Raw genomic sequence first — 25,146 nt, 5'->3', positions numbered from 1 at the left:
TTGTAAATGATTCATTTACGTTTAATCAAAAGGCTTAGTCTATATGCTGGACTAAGCCTTTTTGCTCAGTCTCCATTTGCGGCAATGCAAACCACGCCGTATTTGGCGATGCATGTACAGCCTAAATATGCACAGTTGAAGGTGATGCCTTATGCTAATCCGAATGCACCGAAGGGTGGTACGCTGAGCCAATCGAGTTTAGGGACATTTGATAATTTAAACAGCATGAATGGCAAGGGCAGTTCAACCGAAGGCGTTAATTATCTGTTTGATAGTTTGATGGATCGTTCGCTGGACGAGCCGCGTGTGATGTATCCGCTGCTTGCAGAAAAGGTCAGTTATGATCCTGATCAGCTGCAATCGGTGACCTTTCACTTGAATCCACAAGCACGATTTAATAATGGTCAGCCTGTAACTGCTGAAGATGTGAAATTTACCTTCGATACTTATCAGACCAAAGCCAATCTGGGCTTTCAAATGTATTTGTCAGATTTGGCTAAAACTGAAATATTATCTAAACATCAAATCAAATTTATTTTTAAGTCTAAGAACAATGTGGAAATGCCACTGATTGTGGCGAGCCTGCCGATCTACTCAAAATTGGATTGGAAAAATAAGAACTTTGGTCGTGTCACCCTTCAACCGATTATCGGTTCAGGCCCTTATGTGGTAGATCGTATTGATGCAGGGCGTAGTATTACCTATAAGCGCAGTCCAAACTATTGGGGCAAAGATTTGCCAGTAAACAAAGGCCGCTATAATTTTGATCGACTGAAATATGTGTATTATCGAAATTTAGATGTGAGTTTTGAAGGGTTTAAATCTCGACAATTTAATTTATACGAAGAAAAAAATATCCGTAATTGGGTCACAGCCTATCAGTTTCCAGCAGTGAAATCAGGTTTAGTCAAAAAGTATAAAACGCAGTTAGGTACTCCTCTAGATATCCAAAGTTTGGTGTTTAATATCCGCCGTGCGCCACTCAATGATATTTATCTACGTCAGGCATTAACCTACGCTTATGATTTTGAGTGGCAAAATAAGGCACTGTTCTTTAATCAAAATCAGCGTTTACAAAGTTACTTTGATAATACTGATTTGGCTGCAACTGGTCGCCCGAGTGCTGCTGAACTAAACCTATTAAAGCCATATTTGGCCCAATTCAATCCAGTGATGCGACAAGGTATTTTGGCTGATTGGCGCTATCCTGTTTCCGATGGCAGTGGTTTCAATCGGCAGAATTTATTGACTGCACAACAGATCTTAAAAGATGCTGGTTATCAAATTCGCAATGGGCAGTTATATGATCGAACAGGTAAAGCCATTCGAATTGAATTATTGATGCAACAAGAAAATCCACAGCGTGAATTAATGCCTTTTGTGCGCAATTTGAAGCGTTTAGGTATTCAGGTTCAACTACGGCAGGTGGATGTACCGCAATATATGGAACGGATTCGTCATCAAGATTTTGATATGATGGTGCTGAAACTGCCACAGACTTTAACTCCAGGAAAAGAACAGGCCCAATTCTGGGGGAGTGCAGCAGCAGATGAGGCGGGTAATTATAATTATTCAGGGATTAAGAATCCTGCGATTGATCAGATGATCGCGAAAATTGTGGCGGCAAAAACACGCGATGAGGTGGTGTTGTATACGCGTGTGCTTGATCGTTTATTGCGTGCAGGATATTACCAAATTTTGACTTATGGAAAGCCTGAGCGTTGGTTTTCCTACTGGGATATCTATCAGCAGCCTTCGGTTAAACCAAAACTTTCTGTAGGATGGGAGTATTGGTGGGTCGATGCAAATAAGGCTAAGAAACAGGAGCAGTCTATACAAAAGCATTAATTAGAATGGTTTGGACTAGCGTTTGATGAAGTCGTTAGATTAATATAACGGAGTCTTACCGAGTTCTCATCTTAATTTCAAGATAAGCTTTCAGCTGGAGTTACTTTTGTTTCGCCCAAAGTAACCAAAGGCATTGTCATCCACAAAACCTGTTTAGTTATTGGGCCTCTTTTATTCTTTCGCAAAACATTATCTTGTTTAAAACACGCAGGTTGTGGATGACGTTTCCGTGTATTTTATCTCATGTTAGATTTCATAAAAACTTAGTAAATAAATTAATAAGGGTTCGACTTCAATGGTTCACTATATTCTAAAAAGAATGTTATTGATGATCCCGACATTATTTTTCATTTTATTGATTAATTTTTGTATTGTGCAAATTGCCCCAGGCGGACCAGTCGAACAAGCGATTCAGCAAATCCAAAATGCGCAAGGCTTAGGGGTAGGCAATAATGCGCCCTCAGGTTTGACCACCTTGGCACAATACGAGGGTGCGCGTGGTTTAAGCCCTGAAATGATTGAAATAATCAAAGCCCAGTATGGTTTTGATCGTCCTGCTACTGAACGCTTTTGGCTGATGTTGAAAGGCTATTTAAGCCTAGATTTTGGGAACAGTTTTTTTAAAGATAAACCTGTGACCCAACTGTTATACGAAAAGCTGCCTGTTACGCTGTCTTTGGGCTTGTGGAGCACCTTTCTGATCTATCTGATCGCAATCCCGCTAGGTATCAAAAAGGCCAAAAATAATGGCTTGCTGTTTGATCAATCTACTTCCTTATTATTAGCCGTAAGTTATGCCATTCCATCCTTTGTATTTGCTATTGTGTTGATTGTTTTCTTTGCGGGTGGCAGTTATTTGCAATGGTTTCCATTACAAGGTCTGGTTTCAGAGAGCTTTGCCCAATTGAGCCTCTGGGCAAAAGTACAAGATTATTTGTGGCATATGTATTTGCCCATCTTGAGTATGGTGCTCGGTAGTTTTGCGGCGTTAACTTATCTGACGAAGTATTCATTTGTTGAAGAACTGCAAAAGCCCTATGTACTGACTGCAAGGTCAAAAGGACTGAATGACAATCAGATTCTTTATGGGCATGTGTTTCGCAATGCAATTTTAGTGGTTGTGGCCGCTTTACCAGAAGCTTTGGTCGGCATTTTCTTTGTCGGTAATTTATTTATCGAAATCATTTTTAATTTAGATGGAATTGGTCTATTAGGTTTTGAAGCGATTACTCAGCGTGATTATCCTCTGATTTTTGGTACTTTATTTTTATTTACCTTATTCGGGATGATATTGCGTTTAATCGGTGATGTACTCTATCAAGTGATTGACCCACGCATTGATTTTGAATCAAGAGGTGGAAAATAATGTCCCCTTTGATGCGTGCACGTTTTGATCGATTTAGGCAAAATAAATTGGGATTTCGCTGTCTGATTTTATTTTTAACGATCTTTGTATTGTCCTTATTTGCTGAATTGATTGCCAATGATAAACCATTGTTGGTTCGCTATCAGCAGTCTTTTTATTTCCCGATTTTGAAAGATTATCCAGAAACGACCTTTGGCGGCACCTTTGAAACTGCTACAGATTATCAAGACCCAGCCGTAAAACAATTGATTCAAAAACATGGCTGGATGATTTCTCCACTGGTTACTTTTGCTTATCAAACACCAAATTTATCATTGGCAGTACCTGTGCCTTCAGCGCCAAGTTCGCAAAATTGGCTTGGAACTGATGACCAAGGCCGTGATGTATTTGCCCGAATTTTGTATGGCCTGCGTGTTTCTCTTTTATTTGGGTTTGCTTTAACCCTATGTTCTGCGGTGATTGGCATCATGGTTGGCGCAATACAGGGCTACTATGGCGGCTGGGTTGATTTAGTTGGGCAGCGGATTTTGGAGGTCTGGGGTGGTCTACCAATGTTGTTCATTGTCATGATCTTGGTCAGTATGTTTAGTCCCAGCATTTATTGGCTATTTTTGATCATGTTGCTATTTGGTTGGACTCAGTTGGTTGGGCTCGTACGTGCAGAGTTCTTGCGTGCGCGAAATTTTGATTATGTCCGTGCAGCGCAAGCGTTGGGCGTAACGGATCATAAAATTATCTTTAAGCACATTTTACCGAATGCAATGAGTTCAAGTTTGTCACAGATTCCGTTTATGTTGACCGCCAATATTATTGCCTTAACTGCATTGGATTTTTTAGGTTATGGTCTACCGCCTGATGCTGCATCATTGGGTGAATTATTATTACAGGGTAAAAATAATCTAGATGCGCCGTGGTTGGTGCTGTCTGGCTTTTTTACATTGGCGATTGTACTTTCGTTATTGATTTATATCGGGGAGGCTGCACGTGATGCATTTGACCCAAGACGATAAACCGCTTGATCAATCCCCGTTATTAACGGTTCAACAACTGAGTATTCGTAGTGAAACAGGACAAAGCTTGCTTGAAAATTTGAGCTTTGATTTATATCCAGAGCAGACGGTTGCGATTGTTGGAGAGAGTGGCTCTGGTAAAACCATTAGTTTGTTGGCTGTGCTGGGTGTGTTGCCTGAACATTTTACAGTACAAGGCAAAGTGGAACTCGATGGAGAAAATGTGCTGGCTTTGAGCAAGAGTCAGTTACAGCAGATACGTGGCAAACGCATAGCTATGATTTTTCAGGAGCCGATGACCGCTTTAAATCCTTTGCACAAAGTAGAGCAGATGCTAGGCGAGAGTCTAATGCGACTCGGTATTGCCAAGACTGAGATTCGAAAACGGTGTGTGGCGTTGTTGCAGGATGTCGAGATCCACGATGCAGCACATATACTGAAGTGCTATCCACATGAGTTGTCTGGTGGGCAGAGGCAACGAGTCATGTTGGCAATGGCTTTGGCTTTAGAGCCTGAGATTTTAATTGCGGATGAACCAACCACGGCTTTAGATGTGGTATTACAAGCACAGATTTTAACGTTGTTAAAACGCGTACAGCAGCAACGAAAGATGGCGATTATTTTGATTAGCCATGACCTTAATTTAGTTAAGCATTATGCAGATCAGGTTGTGGTACTGAATCAAGGACAAGTTGAAGAGCAGGGTGAAGTTCAGAAGATATTTACCTATCCTGAAACGAGCTATACACAGCATTTGCTCAATCATAATTTTGGACAAGCTTTGGCGATACAGCCGACGCAAACCTTGCTTGAATTAAATAACGTCACAGTAAAATATCCGATTCAGCAGGGATTATTTCATTGGATTAAAGCTTATAAAGTTGCAGCAGAATCCATCCAGTTGAGTCTGTCTCAGGGAGAGGCTTTAGGCATCGTTGGAGAGAGTGGTTCAGGTAAATCATCTTTGGCTTTTGCAATTGCAAGGCTGATCAGTAGCGAAGGTTCTATTCATTTTCAGGCACAAGATTTAAACCTGTTGACTCAAAAACAGCTTCGACCACTTCGACGTGATTTTCAGATTGTGTTTCAGGATCCATTTAGTAGCCTGAATCCTCGTATGTCAGTTGAACAGATCATTGCCGAAGGGCTTCATCTTCAACCCATTTCAAAGCAACAGTGCCAAACTGAAGTTGACGCTGTTTTGGCAAAAGTCGAATTATCTTTAACGGACAAAGATAAGTATCCGCATCAGCTTTCTGGTGGGCAGCGGCAACGTGTGGCACTTGCAAGAGCATTGGTGCTAAAACCAAAGCTACTGATTCTGGATGAACCAACCTCCGCCTTGGATCGGACTACGCAGTTGGCCATCATTCAATTGTTACGTCGTTTGCAGCAGCAAGAGCACATCAGCTATATCTTTATCAGTCATGACTTACAAGTCATTAAAGCACTGTGCCAAAAAGTCCTAGTGATGCATCAAGGCAAAGCCTTGGAATATCAAGCCACAGCACTTTTATTTAGCCAGCCTCAGACTGAATATACCCGTCAGCTTATTTCTGCTAGCGAATATTAGCATTGTAATTAAATTGACATATGCTATTGTCAGTTCATCGGAAGAATGCTTGACAGTAACAATAATCAGATTAAATTAGAGCAAATACTCTAATTGTAGCAGAGGATGACCATGAGTCAGATTGCAGACAGTATCCAGATTCGCAACACCACATTTAAAAACCGTATTATCAAAGGGGCAATGAGCGAAGCACTCGCGAATGATGCAGGACAACCCAATGATCTATTGATTGGTTTATACGAAGCGTGGGCAAAAGGTAGTTTGGGCTGTGCCATTACGGGAAACGTAATGGTGAATGTAGGCGCTAAAAATGAACCGGGTGTGGTTGCAATTGAAACCGAGCGTGATCTGGAAAAACTCAAGCAATGGGCTGCTGTGGGGAAAAAACATGGCATGGTGCAATTGATTCAGTTGTCACATCCTGGTCGCCAATGTCCAAAAGGTCTAAATAAGGAAACGGTTGCACCTTCAGCTGTGCCTTTTAGCCCAATGCTTGCAGCAATGTTCGGTACGCCACGCGAGCTTAAACATGAAGAAATTTTAGATATTATCCAGCGTTTTGCGACAGCTGCAGCAGTATGTGAGAAGGCAGGTTTTGAAGGTGTACAGTTGCATGGCGCACACGGTTATCTGATTAGCCAGTTTCTATCACCTTTGACCAATAAGCGCACGGATCAATGGGGTGGTTCGATTGAGAATCGTATGCGTTTCTTGATTGATGCTTATCAGGCGGTACGCGATGCAACTTCTGAAAACTTTATCATTTCGGTCAAACTGAACTCAGCAGATTTCCAACGTGGTGGGATCACAGAAGAAGATGTCATTACCGTTTTCAAAGCGATTGATGCTGCGGGAATCGATATTATTGAAATTTCTGGGGGAACCTATGAAGCCCCTGCAATGGCAGGTGCTAAGGCAGAAAAACGTAAAGCCAGTACCATTGCGCGTGAAGCTTATTTCTTGGAATTTGCAGAAAAAATTCGCCAACATGTTGCCTGTAAATTGATGGTAACAGGTGGTTTCCGTACTGTAGAAGGAATGAATGCTGCACTGGAAAGTGGTGCATGTGATTTTATTGGTATTGCACGTCCATTGGCGGTTGAAGTTGATTTAACAGATCGTTTAATTGCAGGGCATGATGTCCGTTATGCAGTCAATCAAATTAAAACAGGAATTCCATTTGTCGATAAAATGGCAATTATGGAAATCATTTGGTATGCAGCGCAGTTTAAAGCCATTGGACAAGGTAAAAAGCCGAATCCAAAATTATCACCATTGTTGGTATTCTTAAATTATGCGAAAGGGAATATCAAAGCGGTTGTAAAAGGTCGGGTCAATTCACGTAAGTCTGCATAATATATTTTAGGGCTCTTCGGAGCCCTTTTTATTATTCTAAGCAAATAAAAAAGCCACTGTCTTAAGATGCAGTGGCTTTTTCAAATTTGGCGTCCCTACGGGGATTCGAACCCCGGTTACCGCCGTGAAAGGGCGATGTCCTAGGCCTCTAGACGATAGGGACTTCTTGAGGTGGGTGTATATTAGGGTTCTGTCACCAAACTGTCAAGAAGGTGTGGAGACAGTTTGTTCAAAATATAGCAAAACAGTTCAGCAGTCTTCTGAGTATCGTATAAAGCAGAGTGTGCTTCTTTACCATCAAACTCGATTCCCGCCTGAATACAAGCACGTGCCAACACGGTTTGGCCAAACATGACCGCACTGAGTGTCACGGTATCAAATACCGAAAAACTGTGAAATGGATTTTGATTTTTTGTTCCGGTACGTGCAATTGCTGCTTGTAAGAAACCTAAATCAAAGTGTGCATTGTGACCAACCAATACAGCATGAGTACAATGCTGAGCTTTACGAACTTCAGTCAATGATTTGAAAATACGACGCAAGGCAGTGCGCTCATCTTCAGCCATTGCAACACGCATTGGATTGAAAGGATCAATACCAATAAAATCTAATGAACGGCGGTCAAGATTCGCGCCTTCAAAAGGGTTGATATGTGCTTGGAATGAAGGGCCAGGTATAAATTGCCCGTGTTCATCATAGATGATCGGAATACACGCAATTTCGAGTAGGGCATCGGTTTGCGAATTAAAACCTGCTGTTTCCACATCGACAACAACAGGTAAGAATCCACGAAAACGCTGTCCGATGACAGGGGCTTTATTTTCTTCTTGGGTCACACTTTTCTCCAATGCAAGGTTTTGCCTGCATGAAGTGGGATAATTTTTTGGTCATCGAGATAGTCTAAAGATTCTGCGATAGTAATATCTTCTTTGACTAAGGTAATGGTTGAGGTATTACGTGGCAAACCATAGAAGTCAGCACCGAATAAGCTTGCGAAGCCTTCTAAGCGTTCTAGCTTTCCGACTTGATCAAAGGCTTGTGCATACAGCTCAATGGCATTTGGTGCGCTATAACAACCCGCACATCCACAGGCATTTTCTTTGGCATCTTGTGAATGGGGTGCACTGTCAGTACCTAAGAAAAATTTCGGATTACCACTGGTTGCGACTTCCAACAATGTTGTTTGATGGGTTTGACGCTTTAAAATCGGTAAGCAATAGAAATGCGGTTTTACGCCGCCAACCAACATGTCGTTACGGTTAAATAATAGATGTTGCGGAGTAATGGTTGCTGCAACATTACGATCTTGTTCGAGTACAAAATTCGCCGCATCACTTGTTGTAATGTGTTCTAACACGACTTTTAATTTTGGGAACTGTTTGAGTAAAGGCGATAGCACTTCATCTAAAAATCTTTTTTCACGATCAAAAATATCGACGTGATTATGCGTCACTTCCCCATGCAGTAACAATGGAACCTGATGTTCTTCCAGTTGTTCAATCACGGCATACACTTTGCGAATATCACTAACACCATTATCCGAGTTGGTGGTCGCACCCGCAGGATAAAGTTTGATCGCATTGACGAATTCAGACTCTTTAATTTTACGCACTTCGTCAGGAGAAGTGTAATCGGTAAAATAAAGTACCATGCGCGGATCAAAATTTAAGCCTTCAGGCACATGGGCAAGAATACGCTCGCGATAAGCTAAAGCTTCTTCTACCGTTTTAACGGGTGGGACAAGATTGGGCATACAAATTGCGCGGGCAAATTGTTTGGCTAAATCAGGAACAGTACGTTTTAAAGCTAAACCATCACGCAGGTGTGCGTGCCAATCATCAGGTTGCAAAAGTGTAAGAGTATTCAAGGTCTACTTCAAACTTAAAAATAATACAAATAATAATGCATAAAGTGTGAAAATGGTAACTAGAATTACGGATAAGTGGTTAAGCAAAGCGCATGACAAAATGATAATTTATGTTATTTTTTATGCGGCACAAAAATAGTGCAGCATAAAAAGAGTATCTGGGATGGACAACGGCTATGATCTTGATCAATTGCGGAGGTCGAAAGAAGACCTCGAGCAGCTTGTTGCCCAACATTCTAAATCTAAGAATACCCATCAAACTTTACCGCAAAAATTAGAAAATGAATTCTGGAAATTTAATGTAGACAGAACACGTCTCAATGCGATTCAGTTCTTTGGTCAGGGGGTGATTACCTATACTATATTTGTGCTGTTGATCCTGCCATCTAATTTTCTCGTGATTCGTGGCAGTACATATTTTGCCCTCGATTTTATCTACAGTATTCTCAGCTTAATTGTTGTGGGGATTGCACTGTTCTTATTCTGGGCTTTTTCACGCTTTAAAAAACTCAATCCTTTATTTTACCCTGCCGCTTGCCTGATAGTGTTCCTGACCATTGTATTCACCTCATTTTTGATGATGAGTGTTTCAAATCTGGTACTGCAAAATCAGGCCATGGTCCTCATTGCATTTCTGTATATGTTGGGTTTTATCCTGAGTGGCATTCGACCACTACATATGTTATGGATTGGTACCTTTGCCGCAATTTCGATTTTGTTTCTTTTATATTGGTTTGATAACCCTAGTGATTTTCTCATGATTGGGCGCACACTAATAGGAAGCTTACTGCTGGGTTTTTCGATTAGTGTGATGTTGACTTCAAAAGAAAGAAAAATATTTATAAAGTCCAAAATTTCAGAAATTGATGAGCAGATTTTACGGATACAAGCATCTGAGTTATTACATCTGAGTCAGCATGACGAACTGACCGATGTGTCAAATCGACGTACCTTTGAAGAGATGTGTACCTATTACTATGATTTAGCCTGTAAAGAGCGCAAATCGCTTTCGGTCTTATTTATCGATATTGATTATTTTAAAAACTACAATGATTTTTATGGGCATCAAATGGGGGATCAGGTGATCTCAGCTATTGCGAAAACCATTAAAAGCTCGATTCGACATATGGATTTTATTGCTCGTTATGGAGGGGAGGAGTTTGTTGTACTGTTGCCTGAGACCTCTGCACAAGGTGCTTATGCAGTTGCGACCAATATCTATCGTGCCATTGACCGCTTAATGATTCCACATGATAAATCATTGGTATCTAATCATGTAACTATTAGTTTGGGGATTACGGTATTTAACGGCAATCCGAAAATTAGTCAAGAGATGTTGATTCATACAGCAGATAAAGCTTTGTATCGAGCAAAACAACTTGGGCGCAATCAGATTTATTATCAGCCCTTACCGAATATAGAAGAAAGTATTTTGAAATAAAAAACCGAATATCAAGCACTGATATTCGGTTTTTGTAGAAAATGCCTAGATTATTCTAAGAATTTTACAGTAACACCTGAACGTACTTTAGCACCTAAGTCATTGGCATCCCAGTTGGTTAAACGGATACAGCCGTGTGATGCAGTCTTAGAGATTAAAGATGGGTTTGGTGTACCATGAATACCAAATGATTTTTTGCTTAAACCAATCCAAATATTACCGACTGGTGCATTTGGACCAGGTGGTAGAGAAAGTGGTTTAAGGTTTTTACCTTGCACAAAGTTAGATGGTGAATAACTATACCAAGGGTTTTTGGCAACACCGACTACTTTATAGGTACCTGCTGGAGAAGGCGTATCAGTACTGCCAATTGTTGCAGGAAATGATGCAATCATTTGATTACGGCTATTGAACAAATAAAGCTGTCTTGCGCCTTTGTGTGCAACGATCAAATGAATATCTTCAGGTAAGTCATTGCGGACATTGGCCACAATAATTTTTTCACCCGCTTTTTTAAATGTTGCAGTTGGATTCAGTTTCTTTAAGAAATTCTCATCCATATGGAATTTTTCACCTAACATCTCTGTTACGCGGGTGTAATACAAACCTTTCATTTTTGCTTGTAGTGCATAATCAGAAGGGATTGAGTCAGCATATGGACCTTTTAAGTCTGCGTCGGTAATGGTGTACTCAACATAAGCTGGCTTAGTCTGCTTAGCAACCAATGCATCCCAAGTTTCCTTGGTTAACTGACCTGTTGGTGTTAAACCATTCATTTGCTGGAATGATGCAATCGCTTTTAGTGTATTTTTACCGTTTGAACCATCAATCGCACCTGGTGATGCATGTGCATTGTTCAACATGACATGTGCGCGTGCGTAGGCAGGAAGTTGTCCTTTTGGCAAAGCTTCAGGATATTCAGCATTATTCATGCTGTCTAAAGTCCATGAAATTTTAGCAGCTGGAGCAGCGGTTGTTGCCGTGGTGGTATCCGGTGTATTTTCTAATTTTTGCGATACGACTGATGCCGCACCCGTATTGACTTGAGGTTCAGATACCGCTGGAGCTGCAACACTTGACGCAGGATCAGCAACAACACTTGATGCCGAACGGTCAATGGCTAAGGGATCAATCGGATCTTGGACCGAACCTGTAATTTGTTTTGGATTTAATGGTTGCTCAGTTGTTGGCGCAGCAAAAGCAACATTAGCAAGAATACAACTTAAACTCATAGCGAGTAATGAGCGAACAAACATGTAATTCAACCTTAAGAATTATTCATATTGAGATATAAGATATTGCAAGTATTACAGAAAATAATGCAGCTTGCAGTAGCAGTTTTGTGTAAAAGCGAAATTTATTTCAGCTCATAAATTTGAGTACGATTGAAATTATAAATTCCAAGCTAACTTTGTTATGATGCGCGCTATATGAAACAATTTAGAGATGGGTAATGACAACGTTGAAAAATGATCGTTTTTTACGAGCTTTATTACGTGAACCTGTAGACACCACACCTGTATGGATGATGCGTCAAGCAGGACGTTATTTACCAGAATATCGTGAAACTCGTGCGCAGGCAGGGGATTTCTTATCTCTATGTAAAAATACTGACTTTGCTTGTGAAGTGACCTTGCAGCCATTACGCCGTTATGAACTGGATGCTGCAATTTTATTTTCAGATATTTTAACGGTACCTGATGCTCTAGGTTTAGGTCTGTATTTTGAAACAGGTGAAGGGCCGAAGTTTCATAAAACAGTACGTACTGAACAAGATGTGGCAAACTTGCCAAAACTCAATGCCAAATCTGATCTGGCTTATGTCATGAATGCTGTTTCGACCATTCGTTCTGCTTTAAATGGCCAAGTTCCTTTGATTGGTTTCTCTGGCAGTCCGTGGACTTTAGCAACTTATATGGTTGAAGGTGGATCAAGTAAAGAGTTTCGCTTCATTAAAAATATGATGTACGCACAGCCAGAAGTGTTACATGCTTTGCTAGATCATTTAGCTGATTCAGTGATTGATTATTTGAATGCGCAAATTGATGCAGGTGCACAAGCGATTCAGATTTTTGATAGCTGGGGCGGTGCGCTCGCGCATAGAGAATATGTTGAATTTTCATTGAACTACATGACCAAAATTATTGCAGGTCTTCAACGTGAAAAAGATGGTCAACGTATTCCGATTATTGTGTTTACCAAAGGTGGTGGTCAGTGGTTGGAAACGATGCTCACCACAGGGGCTGATGCGTTTGGTTTAGATTGGACCACACCGCTTTATACTGCACGTGATGTGGTTGCAGGACGAGCTGCATTACAAGGTAATTTAGATCCAGCTGTGCTTTATGGTTCAGCCGCTTCAATTGAAAAATCAGTGAAAGCCATGATTGATGATGCTTATGCCAATGGTGAAAAAACAGGCTATATCGCAAACTTAGGTCATGGTATTACCCAATGGGTCGATCCAGCACAACCTAAGATTTTTGTAGATACTGTACATGAATACAGTGCTAAATATTTAGGTTGATATTTTTAAGCATTTCAAGATAAACACGCTAGGATCAGTTTTGTGCCGTTGATTGTATTACCGCTCAACTTTATCTTTAAGGCAGCTTCGGCTGCCTTATTTGGATTGTTGCTTTTGATTGCATTTGCAGTCACCGCACCGATGGGAAGTCATGAATATTGGGGCTTCTTTCGTTATGACTATTTGCTGTTTTATGCCTTGATCATTCAAGTCTGTCTGATCTATTTAAAGCTCGAGTCATGGGCAGAAGCAAAAGTCATTGCTTTATTCCATATCATGGCGATGGGAATGGAAATATTTTTGACCCATCCAGCGATTGCCTCATGGCAGTACCCACAACCAGCGGTATTGAAATTACTTACTGTGCCATTGTTTGCGGGGTTTATGTATTCAGCAGTGGGGAGTTTTTTTGCTCGCTCATTGCGGCTCTATAACGTTTCATTCGAGAATTTGCCGAATTTTGGCAATATGCTGTGTTTGGCAGTGTTGTCTTATCTCAACTTTATGACCAAGTTTTTTATTCCTGATATTCGTGTTGCATTATTTATTTGGAGTATTTTGATTTTCTGGAAAACAAAACTTTATTTTCAATTGCAACAGCATCGTTTTAGGGTGCCGATGTTGCCGATTTTATTGTTGCTTGCCTTCTTGATCTGGATTGCAGAGAACATCAGTACCTTCTATAAAATTTGGTTGTACCCAAGTCAAGTCGATGCATGGCATATGGTGGGGTGGGGTAAATTAGGTTCATGGTATTTATTATTATTGCTGAGCTTAGTGTTGGTATTAAAAATCTTGGGGACGCGAGATAAAAATGGGGCTTGGCGGTTAAATTAGGCCATTCGAAAATCGTTTAAAATGAGCATCTAATTTCCTTTTGTTATGAATATTTCAGATATATTTCAAAATTTATTTGCTAAAGCGCGCTAAGCTCGCTATTTTAACTTTTGTGTAGGAAGAATTACACAACACAATAGTGATAACAAATACTGAAGAATAATTGATACTGGAGATCGTTCCTATGTTAAAAAAAATTGCATTAGCTGCTCTATTGACCGCTGGTTCAACAGTTGCAATGGCTGATAATGATGTCGGTTGTGGTGCTGGTACACAAATTTGGGCAGGTAAAAAAGGTGTTGCACCTAAAATTCTTGCTGCGACAACCAATGGTATTTTTACCAACCAATTATTAGGTATTACTTTTGGTACTTTAGGATGCCGTCAAGGTGGTACTGTCACAGCTCAAGTGGTGACTTTTACCAATGAAAATGCTGAATCTTTAGCGCGTGATATGGCCGTTGGCCAAGGCGAAAGCTTAAATGTACTTGCTGAATTAATGCAAATTAAAGCCAATGACAAAGCACGTTTCTTTGCTGTGTCTAAAGCAAATTTTGCTGAAATTTATTCAAGTAAAAATGCAAACTCGCTTCAAGTGCTAGACGCTTTACAAAGTGTGATGGCAAAAGATGCAGTGCTTAAAGCATACGTTTAATTTGCTACATGTTAAAACCCTGTCTTGATGACAGGGTTTTCTTATACCTACGATCATTATTCTTAAAAATTGCGATTGAATGAAATTAGCTACTTTTGTACTTGCGTCTTTGATGTGTCACTTTGCCCACGCGATGGTTGAATCAGATTTTCAAACTTATTTGGACATCGCGAAACAAAAACAATTAGATCAGCACATCACATGGCAGCGCTTGATGTATGCCGACCAAAAACAAAATAGTGAAGTTACTTATGCGGGTTATTTTTACGCAAAAGATGGTAAAACAAATTTAAAGAATGAATTACAAGCTGACATTAAAGCCTTATTTGTAGAAGCTCCAGATAACCAATCCATCCGTTGTAAATTTCCCGCGCGTAGCCGCTGGTTGATGCAACAGCTCAACCTTAGTGATCAACAGCTGCCAAAAGTAAATTGTACGGAATTTGAGGACTGGATCAATCAAATCAAACCGTATAAAGCGACTTTGATTTATGCAACAGATTTTATGGGTAATCCAAGTTCGATGTTTGGACATACGCTATTGCGTTTAGATCCAAAGGATCAGAAGCAACTCAATCTAGTGTCCTATGCAGTGAACTATGCTGCCACAGTGAAAGGTGATGATAACTGGTCTTATGCATGGAAAGGTTTAACAGGGCAATATCCAGGTGAATATTCTTTAATGCCGTATTATCGTAAAGTAAAAGAATACGGTGATTTTGAAAGTCGTGACCTGTGGGAGTATGAGCTGAATTTAACCCCAGAGGAAACTCGGTTTCTAGTTGAGCATATTTGGGAAATGCAGCATGTGAGTTTCCCTTATTATTTTGTTAGCGATAACTGTGCCTACCGTTTACTTGGCTTAATTGATTTAGTACGTCCAAATTTAAACTTAAAACAGCAGTTTAACTATGCTGCCATTCCAATTGAAACCTTGAAGGCTGTCGATCAACAAAATTTAGTAAAAGAAGTCGTGTATCGACCAGCTTTGGAAACCCAATTACTTGCTCAAGCCAAGCAGCATGGCACAGCTTTAGCCAAAGTCGCTCATCAGGTTGCTTTTACCGAGACAGATCAGACTCAACCCATTTTAAAAGCATATCAGCCACAAGATCAGGCCAAGATTTTAGAAATGGCTTATGACGATTTATATCTACAATATATTAGCCATAAGGTAGATGCGGATTTTGCCCAACCTCAATTACGTCAGTTACTTGCTCAGCGTAGTCAAATCGAGATTGATAAACAACGTCAAGAACCGATACGTCCGAAAAAGCAGCCTGTAGAAGGGCACCATGCCCGTAACTTGTCGGTAAATGTGGGTGAAGTACAAGGACAGAAGTTTATTGAACTTGGGCATCGTCAGGCTTATCACGATTTAATTGATCCACAAGGTGGCTATCGTGCAGGCACACAACTTTTGTTTTTAGATGGCAGTCTGCAATACCGCGACGACAAGCTTAAGTTAGAACATTTAGATCTACTGTCGGTAAATTCCTATAACCCGATTCAACCATTTAAATCACCACTCACTTGGGGTTTTAATTTAGGTTGGAAACAGGAGTCAGTTGAGAAAGGGCAGTTTAGTGAGGATCAGCAACATGGTGTGATGAATCTAAATATGCAAGTTGGCTATAGCGTGGCAGATTATGATCGTCGAAATTTGTGTTATGCCCAATTGCAAAGTCATATTCAAGGTGGCAAAAATTTAGATAAAGGCTGGCGTGTTGGAGTAGGGCCAACGGTAGGATGTATGAATCTGTGGACAGACAATATTAACAGCGTGGTACAGATTGAGTTACCGTATTGGCAAGATCGGAGTCAGTGGAATTTAAGAGTCGGTATGCAACTTCAATATAGTTTGAATACAAATCATGCTTTACGTTTAAACTGGGATTTTGAACAGCAGGATCATAAAGACTGGAATAAAATCGGTGTGGGTTATGTACACTTTTTTTAAAGTTGATTGTTTTATAGGAAAATAAAAATGTGGTCTGAAGTGGCTCAAAAAATAAAAAAACTTAAACAGTTTGACCAATGTTTTGTTGTAGATGGTGCTAGTCTGAACCAATATATTATTAATTCAGTTGATGAAGAAAAGTTGTTTCAATTAGAAGAGCAACTAAATATTCAAATTCCAACTCAGTTTAGGAGTTTCTTATTGCAGTTGGGTATGGGGTGTTGTGGACCTGATACAGGTATCACGACTTTAGATGATTTTGAGTTGTATTCTATGGATTTAACACCAGAATATGGTGAATGGCTTGATGCTAATGTGAGGAGCTTTATGCGCATTGGCTGGGGAAGCTATATTAGTGAATATTGTATTATTACGAATGGAATGCATAAAGGAATGATATATGAGTTTGAAGAAAATTCATTTTTTATAAAAAGAGCTGATAGCTTTATGGCATGGTATGCTGAATGGCTAAGAATACAATTACGTTGTTTTGAGGTAATTATCGATGAAATAAGAGAAAATGATGATATTACTGAGATTATGATGAATTTATATACGAATTATAAAATACAGCCAGCTTTGACATTAACTAGGTTAAAGAGTTTGCTAGGATGGAAAGACTTTGAAAGGCATATTACACTCAGCTTGATACCCTCTTTTTATTCAGAGCAACAGGTGCGTAAAATTTATTTGCCTGAAAAAGTGGCCTGTGAATTTAAAACAAGAATTGCTCAATATTTTAATAGTGAACCACATTCAGTTTTTTAGAAAAGATAAGTTCAAATCTCAACAATCACATAGTATTTTTTAACTGCTTCAATCACTTCAAATGTACCGACAAATGCGGGTGGAATAATCCCTGCATTTCCAGCAGTCACTTCAATAAAAGAATTGGTTTTTGCATCGTGAATACGCACAATTCCTTCAATGATCTGAAAAAACTCTTGTTTGTTTTCAGAAAATTGAATATTCCAAGCACCGACTTCACATTGCCAGATGCCACAGTCCATATGTGGATGTTCATATAAACTATAGGTTAAACGTTCGGGATTACCTTGAACCAAACGATCGGGACGAGGATAATCAATACTTGCTTCATTTGCGATTAAATCGCCGAAACCTGCTAACTGAACAGATGGCATTAGAAAAACGCTCTACTTTCTTGATCGACTAATTTGAGCAAGTTGGGAATACGATGTTGTCCTGACATCCTCATAATATATTGTTTCGCTTGTTCTAAATCGATGCCAATGCTTGTGATATATAACGGTTTAAGACTTTTACCACGTATAATTTCACATGCTTTAGGCGTATCTTTGAAATAATTCTTCGCCACACCAATCACTGGGATTTTGGGGATCAAGTTTTGCCAGAGATGACTGCCTAAACCAGCATTACCTTCATGACCCAAGGTGACATATCCATCAATTATAATGTAATCAATTGGATCATGAATGTCATGTAGTAACGCAAGAATACAAGGTAATTCTCGTTTATAAAAATTACCTGATTCATATTCAGCAATTGGATGAATGTGTTTTGTATAAATCTGTTTTGGAGTTGTACTTTCCCATACGGGAAAAATTACACCTGCAATGAAAGCTGAATTTTCTTTATAATGAACATCAATGGCTAGAATCATTATTCAGAAAGCTTAATAGTTTTCAGGAACAGCACTTAAGAATTCACGACGTACATCTTTGTCGGTTTTAAAATCACCAACAAAAGAAACCGTACGTGTGGTTGATTCTTGTTTACCTACACCACGCATCATCATACACATATGCGCAGAGTCAATTACAACTGCAACACCACGTGCTTGAGTCACTTCTGCAACTGCTTCTGCAATTTGCTGCGTCAAGTTTTCTTGAACTTGTAGACGACGTGCAAACATTTCTGTAATACGCGCAAATTTTGATAAACCTAAAACTTGACCTTCAGGTAAATATGCAATGTGCACACGACCATAGAATGGCAGTAGATGATGTTCACAAAGTGAATAAAATTCAATATTTTTGACCAATACCATTTCATGGTTATCGGAAGGGAAGAGCGCGCTATTTGTAACTTCTTCAAGCGTTTTGCTATAGCCAGAAGTTAAAAAAGAGAAAGCTTTAGCCGCACGCATTGGCGTATCTTTTAAGCCCGGGCGATTTAGGTCTTCACCAACGGCAGTTAAGATATTTGCGTACGATTGCTGCATAGACATAACAATGTTCACTTAGGTGGGTTGAACAAAAACGGCAATTGTATCAGAAAACGATTGGAAATCTTAATTTTGATAAAAATGCCGATTACTGTTTGTACTTAGGGTTCTTTTCGGCACGTTTGAGCAGGACTAAAACCGCTCCTGTACCGCCTTGATTTTCTGGCGCACTAACGAAAGCAAGCACATCACGATGCTGTCTGAGCCAACCATTGACATAGGTTTTTAAAATTGCTTCGGGCCCTTTACCGTGCACAATTTTAACGACATTTTGATTTTCATCTTTTGCCATTTGAAGTACTTGTAAGACCGCAGCACGTGCTTGCTCAACGGTACAGCCATGTAGGTCAACCGCCTCGAACCAGCGAATTTTGCCTGCTTTTAAGTCTTCAAATACTTTGTGCTGTAAAGTCGCAATGCGATAGCTTAAAGTTGCTTGGCTGGCAACAGGATTTAAGATTGCTTGGGTATCGGAAATTTCTGTAAGCTCTTGCTCTGCGCCACCTTCTGCCGCAGCACGTTTTGCCAAGGTTTGAGCATCGACTTTTTTACTGCGTGCAACGCGAGTATCGGCAATATTTTGATTGTCGATTGGTTTTACCCCAAGCAGGGCTTTTTTAAAAAGCTCAGTATCTTCCAACTCTTCTGCAACGGCTGGAGCTTTTTGTGACTCTGCTTGTTTTGCAATAGCACTCGCTTGAGGATTAGAGATTTGCTTTTTAAAGGCTTTCAGTAAGTTAAACTGGTCTTTAGAAAGCGATGAATCGTGTTTACTCATAAGTTTAGAAAAATAGGCAAGATACGAGAGATATAAAATTATAGTCCGAAACCGTGATGATTTGAACTGAATTGCATTCATAGGGAAAAGGAATGCAATTTAAATCATTAGACAGAATTGAATGTGTAGGTGAGAAATTAATTTAGTTTTTACTTCTACTGTGATCTTTGTATTAAAAAACTAAATGTTTAATGGCGTTTATTACTTAAGGAAGAGTAATGATTTTGATAATGCGTGATTGGTTTAAACCCCTATTCTTAAAGCGATCATAAAGTTCAAAGCATATATGCTCATTTACTTGAACACGCGGCAGAGTATGATCAAAGTCAAAATAACGAATATAGCCAGATTGGTCCATGACAATCGTCAGGCGCTCGATTTGACTTCGTTTCTTGGGGAACATTTTATATTGTTTTACGATGCCACACTCTTCAGTTTTAATGTAGGTCTTTGCGGGGGACAAATACATGGCAATGCCAATAAGAATAAGCCCAGGAATTAAAGTAAAGAAATAGGCGACTCTTGGATCTTTAAAACTCTGAATTTTTTCGTAGAAAAATAGATGACTATAAATAGGAAAGCTAACTAAAAAGATCAGCCCCAAGATTAATAAAAAATTACTCATATTGTTTCATCGATTTTTATCTTTTAGTATTTTGAACTCTAATTTTTATTCTTTATTTAGAGTCTATATTTAGTTCTAGCAACTTTTTTAAAGGTTCAAGGTAGAATTTTACCTTGAACCTGATTTGCTTAGATCTGCTCAGGTTGCCCAAACAATGCATGAAATGCTTGATCAGGGCGAGGCTGTTTCATAAAGCTTTCACCCACAAGGAAAGTATGAATGTCATTGGCTTGCATCATCTCTACATCAGTAGGCATGGCAATACCACTTTCAGTAACTAAGATACGGGAAGCAGGCAATAATTTCTTTAAACGCAATGAGGTATTTAAATCCACATCAAAGGTTTTAAGATTACGGTTGTTCACACCCAAAATACATTGCTCAGAAAGTTTTAGCGCACGTTCCAATTCATATTCATCATGCACCTCAACCAATACATCCAACTGTTGTTCAAATGCTGTTTTCGACATTTCTTCCAGTTGTTGATCTGATAAACATGCCACGATCAATAAAATACAATCAGCATGTAGCGCACGTGCTTCAACCACATTATAAGGATCAATCAAGAAATCTTTACGCAAAGCAGGTAGGGCACAATGCTGACGTGCAATCGCAATATTTTCGTCTGCACCTTGGAAGAAATCCACATCGGTCAATACCGATAAACAGGCTGCACCTGCTTGTTCATATTGTTGTGCAATTTCCGCAGGATTAAAGTCTGCACGGATCACACCTTTAGAAGGTGATGCTTTTTTAATTTCTGCAATTACAGCAGGGCGTTTATGCTGTAAAGCATTGGCAAAACCTCGCACAGGCGTTGCTTCATTTGCCCACTGCTCAACATCATGCAAGCTACGTTGTTTTAAACGTGCTGCAAGCTCCTCATGTTTGCGGTCAACAATTTTACCTAAAATGGTATTTTGAATATCGATCATGAGAAGTCCTTAGTCTGCCTGATATTGTTTCAATGTTTTGGTAAATTCAGCCAAGATACTCATTTTTTCTAAGGCTTGTCCGCCGTAAAGAATATCTTGAGCCAGCTCAACGGCTTGTTTATAGGTTTTGGTAATACCTGCGACGTAAATGCCTGCACCTGCATTGAGTGCAATCATATTTGCTGCTTTTTCGCCTACGTCTGATTTGTCACGACTCAAAGCATCTTTGATTAGCTTTAAGCTTTCTTCTGAACTATTGACGACTAAACCGGTGAGTGTTTGAGAGGCGATACCAACGTCTTCGGGGTTCAACGTCCATTCTGTAACTTCGCCATCTTTAAGCTCAGCCACAGCGGTTGGCGCAGCTAGACTGATCTCGTCTAAACCATCTTTAGAATGCACCACCAGTACATGCTCGGCACCAAGCTGTTTTAATACTTCAGCAATGGGACGGCAAAGTTCATCTGAGAATACGCCAATTACAAAACGATTTACGCCAGCAGGGTTGGTGAGTGGACCAAGTAAATTAAAGATACTACGAATGCCCAATTCACGACGTGGCGCTACCGCATATTTCATGGCTTTATGGTGATTTGGCGCAAACAGGAAACCTACGCCCATTTCACGGATACAACGTTCTGTTTGCTGCATGTCTAAATCAAGTTGAATGCCAATCTGTTCCAGCACGTCAGAAGAACCTGATTTACTTGATACACCGCGGTTACCATGTTTCGCAATAGTTGCTCCCGCAGCAGCGATCACAAAACTTGAAGCGGTTGAAACATTAAATAAGTTTTGACCATCACCACCTGTACCCACGATATCTACCAGATGAGGAATATCACTGACATCAATTTTAATCGCGAATTCACGCATAATACGTGCAGCGGCTGTAATTTCATCAATACTTTCACCCTTCATGCGCAAGCCCATCATTAGCGCACCGATTTGAGCATCAGTGGCTTCACCTTGCATGATACTGCGCATGACATCTTCCATTTGTGGCTGGGTCAGATGGATGTTCTTGGTAATGTTATTGAGTGCCTGTTGGATATTCATAGTCATGAGTTACAGCATTTAATGATTAAAAAATTTGGATGAAAGTGGTTGATGATGAAGGATAGCTCAGCTTTATGTGGTGTGTGTCCCACCCGCTAAAGGGCTATGTTAGCAGAAAATAACTCAAGATTTGGGTTGTGGCTAGAGAGTTTTTAAAATTTAACCCGTTTAGGCGCATTGGTAAATTTGTGACTGGGAGTGATTGAATGAAAAAGGTTTTATTTTATGGGGGAGTTATTTTAGTTTTTATGATAAATAATCAACCATTTGGTATATCTTATTCACACATATCCCTATAAAAAATGTGTATAAATCAACTAAATAAAAGTAGATATATTAGGGCGGTCTTCATTTTACTCATTCATAAATATGTATCTAAATTACTTGAAATATCTTGGGGCTGTTAAAAACAAAGGTTGTTTTGTTTTTGTCTTTATTGCATGTCTTCATCCATTAGAGAGCCATGCGGAGACAAATGTAGAACAGCCACAAACAACGACAACATCGGATAAAGTGGTGCATGTTGCGGTGACAGGTTCACGTATATCCAAAGCCCAGAAAGATGGCCCAACCAGTGTGACCGTGATTACCGCAGCCGATATCGAGAAACACGGTTTTAGTAATGCCTTTGATGCCTTGAATAACCTGACGCAAAACACAGGTTTTGTACAAGGCGCGGATTATGGCAATACTTTTACTCCCGCAGCCAATGCGATTAGTTTGCGCGGTTTAGGGCCGAACCATACCTTAACCTTAATTAATGGACACCGAGTTGCAGATTATCCAGTGCCTTATGACGGCGCTGTGAATTTTGTCAATTTAGCCAATATTCCGACTGCGATTATTGACCGCATTGAAATCTTAAATGGTGGAGCTTCCGCGATTTATGGTTCAGATGCGATTGCGGGTGTAGTCAATATCATCCTGAAAAAGAAAACTGATGGGACACAATTCAATATCAAGGCAGGTGGCACTAAAGAAGGTGGTGAAAATTTACGTCTACAATTGAGTGGCAGTAAAACATTGGACAAGCTCAATCTGGTTTATGGTGTTGAACTGAGTGGGCGCGAACCAATTTGGGCGGCTGACCGAGATTTCATGTCGAGCCGAACGCTTCGAGGGGAAAAGCCAGACACGATCGTTGGACGTAAAAATGCCAAGACAGGCCAATATCTTTCAATTAATGGCTGTGAGGCATTTGATGATCTATTTAAAGGCTCAGTAAAAAATATTGGAAAAGCGGGGACCGATAATTGTGCCAGTGGTTTAGCCAGACCGACCTATTGGACGGTTCAAACCAAGAATCGCAGCCAAAATGGTTATCTCGGTTTAGATTATGAGCTGAATGAGAAAACTCAATTATTCGCGGATGTTTTGATTGGTGCCAATCAAATTGAAAACAATACTCGTGGCCCGACATGGACTTCTTTAGGCGCAAGTAGTGGCTATTTCCTCAATCAAGACACAGGAAATTATGAAATCTGGACACGACGTTTTGCACCAGAAGAACTCGGTGGTGTCGAGCAAGCCAATAAAAAATGGAAAGAACTCTCCTCCAATTTGAACTTTGGTATCCGTGGCGATATTGGAGACAGTAGCTGGCGTTATGAAGCAGCCTATAATGGCTCGATTTATACCAGTCAATTACGTAAACAAGGGCTGGTACGTTCGAATGTTGATGAATATTTCTTAGGTCGGCAATTGGGGACAGATCAAGATGGTATTCCAATTTATTCCCCGCATTTAGATCGTATCAGTCGGCCACTGACCGCTAGTGAGTTTAGAAGCATTTCAGGCACAACTGAGGAAAACGACAAGTCTTGGGCACAGAGTTTAACCCTGAGTGCAAATGGTGATGTGTTTGAATTGCCTGCAGGAACGGCCAAGCTTGCTGCTGTGGCAGAAATTGGACGCCAAGGTTTTAAAATCAAACCCGATAAGGCGGTGGAAAATGGGGACTTCTATAATGCCACTTCCAGTGGTGAATATGGTGGGGCACGTACCCGTCAGGCATTAGGTACGGAATTATTCTTACCTTTAGCTAAACCGCTCAACCTCACCTTGTCTGGACGCTATGACCGTTATGCTTTGTCAGATAGTAGTATTGATAAATTCACATTTGGTTCAGGCTTAGAATTTAGACCACATCCAACCTTATTGGTGCGAGGCAACTACGCAACCAGTTTTCGTGCACCAGATATGAACTATCTGTTTTTGAATAAACAAAGAGGGTATTTCCCAAGTACCACCGATTATTTACGTTGTAGCCAAACGGGACAAGCATTAGATAAATGTAGCTTTAAAGATTATTCGCCTGGTGCGAACTACACACTAACGGGCAACAAAGATTTAAAGCCAGAAGAAGGCAAATCTTATGGTGCAGGTTTTGTTTGGTCTCCAAGCAATAAGTTTGATATTTCCGTCGATTATTGGGATATCAAAATTGATAATCTGGTAACCAATTTAAGTGAAGATAAGATTTTACGTTTAGAAGCTGATTGTCGTTTGGGTGCACAAGATATCAATTCGGCACAATGTGTTGATGCGTTGGCACGAGTAGAGCGCAATCCTACAAATGCAGTGGTTGATCCAAATGTGATCAACAATATCAATATTGTTCCGATCAATGCTGCCTCAGATCATACTCGTGGGATTGATTTCACCAGCAAATGGCGTTGGAAAACAGAAAATTTAGGTAACTTCCTGTGGACGGTGAATTATAGCCGTGTGCTTGAACGTGAATATCAACAATCAAAAGATGGCGAGAAAGATAACTATTTAAAAGACTTAACCATTCCAGATTGGCGAGACCGCTTTAATACCAGTCTCCGTTGGAGTCTCGGTGATTGGGCATCAACCGTATTAGTCAATCGCTACGGCAAGATTCCAAACGGTAATCAAACAGCTTACTTAAGCCCGACTTATTTGGTCAATTGGAGTGGAACTTATCAAATTTCACCCAAGGCCTCTGCATCAATCATTGTGAATAACCTATTTGACAAAGTGAAACACGATGACACAGGCGGATGGCCATATTATCCAGTAGGATCATATTCACCAATCGGCCGTCAGGGTTGGTTGGAGTTTAATTATAAATTCTAAC

General features: G+C 40.1%; 22 protein-coding genes and 1 tRNA gene. 12 read left to right on the top strand and 11 right to left on the bottom strand.

Annotated elements, in window-relative coordinates:
• Positions 1 to 6 precede the first annotated feature (6 nt).
• From MN869_RS02705 to MN869_RS02685, 5 genes are all read left to right on the top strand, one after another.
• Positions 7 to 1,848 carry an extracellular solute-binding protein gene (locus MN869_RS02705; RefSeq protein ID WP_005202380.1) on the top strand — a complete coding sequence of 614 codons (1,842 nt, stop codon included), beginning with the start codon at positions 7 to 9 and terminating at the stop codon, positions 1,846 to 1,848.
• A 295-nt stretch (positions 1,849 to 2,143) separates the two neighbouring features.
• The gene (gene yejB, locus MN869_RS02700) at positions 2,144 to 3,214 is read left to right on the top strand and encodes a microcin C ABC transporter permease YejB (RefSeq protein WP_005202384.1); all 1,071 of its coding nucleotides are present in this window, start codon (positions 2,144 to 2,146) and stop codon (positions 3,212 to 3,214) included.
• Positions 3,214 to 4,224 (top strand): ABC transporter permease, encoded by a 1,011-nt coding sequence (locus tag MN869_RS02695; RefSeq protein ID WP_005202386.1) that lies wholly within the window; start codon positions 3,214 to 3,216, stop codon positions 4,222 to 4,224. Before yejB ends, MN869_RS02695 begins: the two co-directional genes overlap by 1 nt.
• Positions 4,202 to 5,797: a dipeptide ABC transporter ATP-binding protein gene (locus MN869_RS02690; protein ID WP_005202388.1), complete on the top strand. Its 1,596-nt coding sequence runs from the start codon at positions 4,202 to 4,204 to the stop codon at positions 5,795 to 5,797. Before MN869_RS02695 ends, MN869_RS02690 begins: the two co-directional genes overlap by 23 nt.
• Before the next feature lie 111 nt (positions 5,798 to 5,908).
• The gene (locus MN869_RS02685; protein ID WP_005202390.1) at positions 5,909 to 7,153 is read left to right on the top strand and encodes an NADH:flavin oxidoreductase/NADH oxidase family protein; all 1,245 of its coding nucleotides are present in this window, start codon (positions 5,909 to 5,911) and stop codon (positions 7,151 to 7,153) included.
• Between the two features lie 87 nt (positions 7,154 to 7,240).
• Here MN869_RS02685 and MN869_RS02680 read toward each other — a convergent pair.
• The 3 genes from MN869_RS02680 to pyrC form a co-directional block, all read right to left on the bottom strand.
• Positions 7,241 to 7,316 (bottom strand) — tRNA-Glu (locus MN869_RS02680).
• Between the two features lie 19 nt (positions 7,317 to 7,335).
• Positions 7,336 to 8,001 carry a ribonuclease T gene (rnt, locus tag MN869_RS02675; RefSeq protein ID WP_026057574.1) on the bottom strand — a complete coding sequence of 222 codons (666 nt, stop codon included), beginning with the start codon at positions 7,999 to 8,001 and terminating at the stop codon, positions 7,336 to 7,338.
• Positions 7,986 to 9,020, bottom strand: a complete 1,035-nt coding sequence (gene pyrC, locus MN869_RS02670) for a dihydroorotase (protein WP_005202392.1) — start codon at positions 9,018 to 9,020, stop codon at positions 7,986 to 7,988. Before pyrC ends, rnt begins: the two co-directional genes overlap by 16 nt.
• A gap of 163 nt (positions 9,021 to 9,183) precedes the next feature.
• Between pyrC and MN869_RS02665 the strand changes: the two genes are divergently transcribed.
• Positions 9,184 to 10,461, top strand: a complete 1,278-nt coding sequence (locus tag MN869_RS02665; protein WP_005202394.1) for a diguanylate cyclase — start codon at positions 9,184 to 9,186, stop codon at positions 10,459 to 10,461.
• 50 nt (positions 10,462 to 10,511) lie between these two features.
• Here MN869_RS02665 and MN869_RS02660 read toward each other — a convergent pair whose 3' ends face one another.
• A complete protein-coding gene (locus tag MN869_RS02660; protein ID WP_004808556.1) occupies positions 10,512 to 11,717 on the bottom strand; it encodes a L,D-transpeptidase in 1,206 nt (401 codons plus the stop codon).
• Between the two features lie 197 nt (positions 11,718 to 11,914).
• Between MN869_RS02660 and hemE the strand changes: the two genes are divergently transcribed.
• The 5 genes from hemE to MN869_RS02635 all read left to right on the top strand — a co-directional run bounded on the left by hemE (position 11,915) and on the right by MN869_RS02635 (position 17,208).
• Positions 11,915 to 12,988 carry a uroporphyrinogen decarboxylase gene (hemE, locus tag MN869_RS02655; RefSeq protein WP_005202395.1) on the top strand — a complete coding sequence of 358 codons (1,074 nt, stop codon included), beginning with the start codon at positions 11,915 to 11,917 and terminating at the stop codon, positions 12,986 to 12,988.
• Between the two features lie 42 nt (positions 12,989 to 13,030).
• Positions 13,031 to 13,825, top strand: coding sequence for a DUF817 family protein (locus MN869_RS02650; protein WP_005202396.1), 795 nt, complete (start codon positions 13,031 to 13,033; stop codon positions 13,823 to 13,825).
• 184 nt (positions 13,826 to 14,009) lie between these two features.
• A complete protein-coding gene (locus MN869_RS02645; RefSeq protein WP_005202397.1) occupies positions 14,010 to 14,480 on the top strand; it encodes a DUF3015 family protein in 471 nt (156 codons plus the stop codon).
• Between the two features lie 79 nt (positions 14,481 to 14,559).
• Positions 14,560 to 16,440, top strand: a complete 1,881-nt coding sequence (locus tag MN869_RS02640; protein WP_005202398.1) for a DUF4105 domain-containing protein — start codon at positions 14,560 to 14,562, stop codon at positions 16,438 to 16,440.
• Between the two features lie 27 nt (positions 16,441 to 16,467).
• Complete coding sequence (locus tag MN869_RS02635) at positions 16,468 to 17,208, top strand: SMI1/KNR4 family protein (protein WP_005202399.1); 741 nt, start codon at positions 16,468 to 16,470, stop codon at positions 17,206 to 17,208.
• 11 nt (positions 17,209 to 17,219) lie between these two features.
• Here the strand turns inward: MN869_RS02635 and MN869_RS02630 are convergent, their stop codons facing one another.
• The 7 genes from MN869_RS02630 to trpD all read right to left on the bottom strand — a co-directional run bounded on the left by MN869_RS02630 (position 17,220) and on the right by trpD (position 22,043).
• Positions 17,220 to 17,582, bottom strand: coding sequence for a cupin domain-containing protein (locus MN869_RS02630; RefSeq protein ID WP_005202400.1), 363 nt, complete (start codon positions 17,580 to 17,582; stop codon positions 17,220 to 17,222).
• The gene (locus tag MN869_RS02625; RefSeq protein WP_005202402.1) at positions 17,582 to 18,082 is read right to left on the bottom strand and encodes an endonuclease V; all 501 of its coding nucleotides are present in this window, start codon (positions 18,080 to 18,082) and stop codon (positions 17,582 to 17,584) included. Before MN869_RS02625 ends, MN869_RS02630 begins: the two co-directional genes overlap by 1 nt.
• Positions 18,083 to 18,094: 12 nt before the next feature.
• Complete coding sequence (gene folE / locus MN869_RS02620; protein ID WP_005202404.1) at positions 18,095 to 18,643, bottom strand: GTP cyclohydrolase I FolE; 549 nt, start codon at positions 18,641 to 18,643, stop codon at positions 18,095 to 18,097.
• 91 nt (positions 18,644 to 18,734) lie between these two features.
• A complete protein-coding gene (locus MN869_RS02615) occupies positions 18,735 to 19,424 on the bottom strand; it encodes a Smr/MutS family protein (protein ID WP_017402419.1) in 690 nt (229 codons plus the stop codon).
• 205 nt (positions 19,425 to 19,629) lie between these two features.
• A complete protein-coding gene (locus MN869_RS02610; protein ID WP_005202407.1) occupies positions 19,630 to 20,049 on the bottom strand; it encodes a hypothetical protein in 420 nt (139 codons plus the stop codon).
• Between the two features lie 128 nt (positions 20,050 to 20,177).
• Entirely contained in the window at positions 20,178 to 20,984 is an 807-nt protein-coding gene (gene trpC, locus MN869_RS02605) for an indole-3-glycerol phosphate synthase TrpC (protein WP_005202409.1), read from the bottom strand.
• Between the two features lie 9 nt (positions 20,985 to 20,993).
• Entirely contained in the window at positions 20,994 to 22,043 is a 1,050-nt protein-coding gene (gene trpD, locus MN869_RS02600; protein WP_032812186.1) for an anthranilate phosphoribosyltransferase, read from the bottom strand.
• 369 nt (positions 22,044 to 22,412) lie between these two features.
• Here trpD and MN869_RS02595 point away from each other — a divergent pair, with 369 nt between their 5' ends.
• Positions 22,413 to 25,145, top strand: coding sequence for a TonB-dependent receptor (locus tag MN869_RS02595; protein WP_005202411.1), 2,733 nt, complete (start codon positions 22,413 to 22,415; stop codon positions 25,143 to 25,145).
• Position 25,146 lies beyond the last annotated feature (1 nt).

Origin of the sequence: Acinetobacter sp. NIPH1876, from assembly GCF_022808535.1 — a bacterium.
GTDB lineage: Bacteria > Pseudomonadota > Gammaproteobacteria > Pseudomonadales > Moraxellaceae > Acinetobacter > Acinetobacter higginsii.
This window is presented reverse-complemented; position numbering and strand designations above follow the sequence as displayed.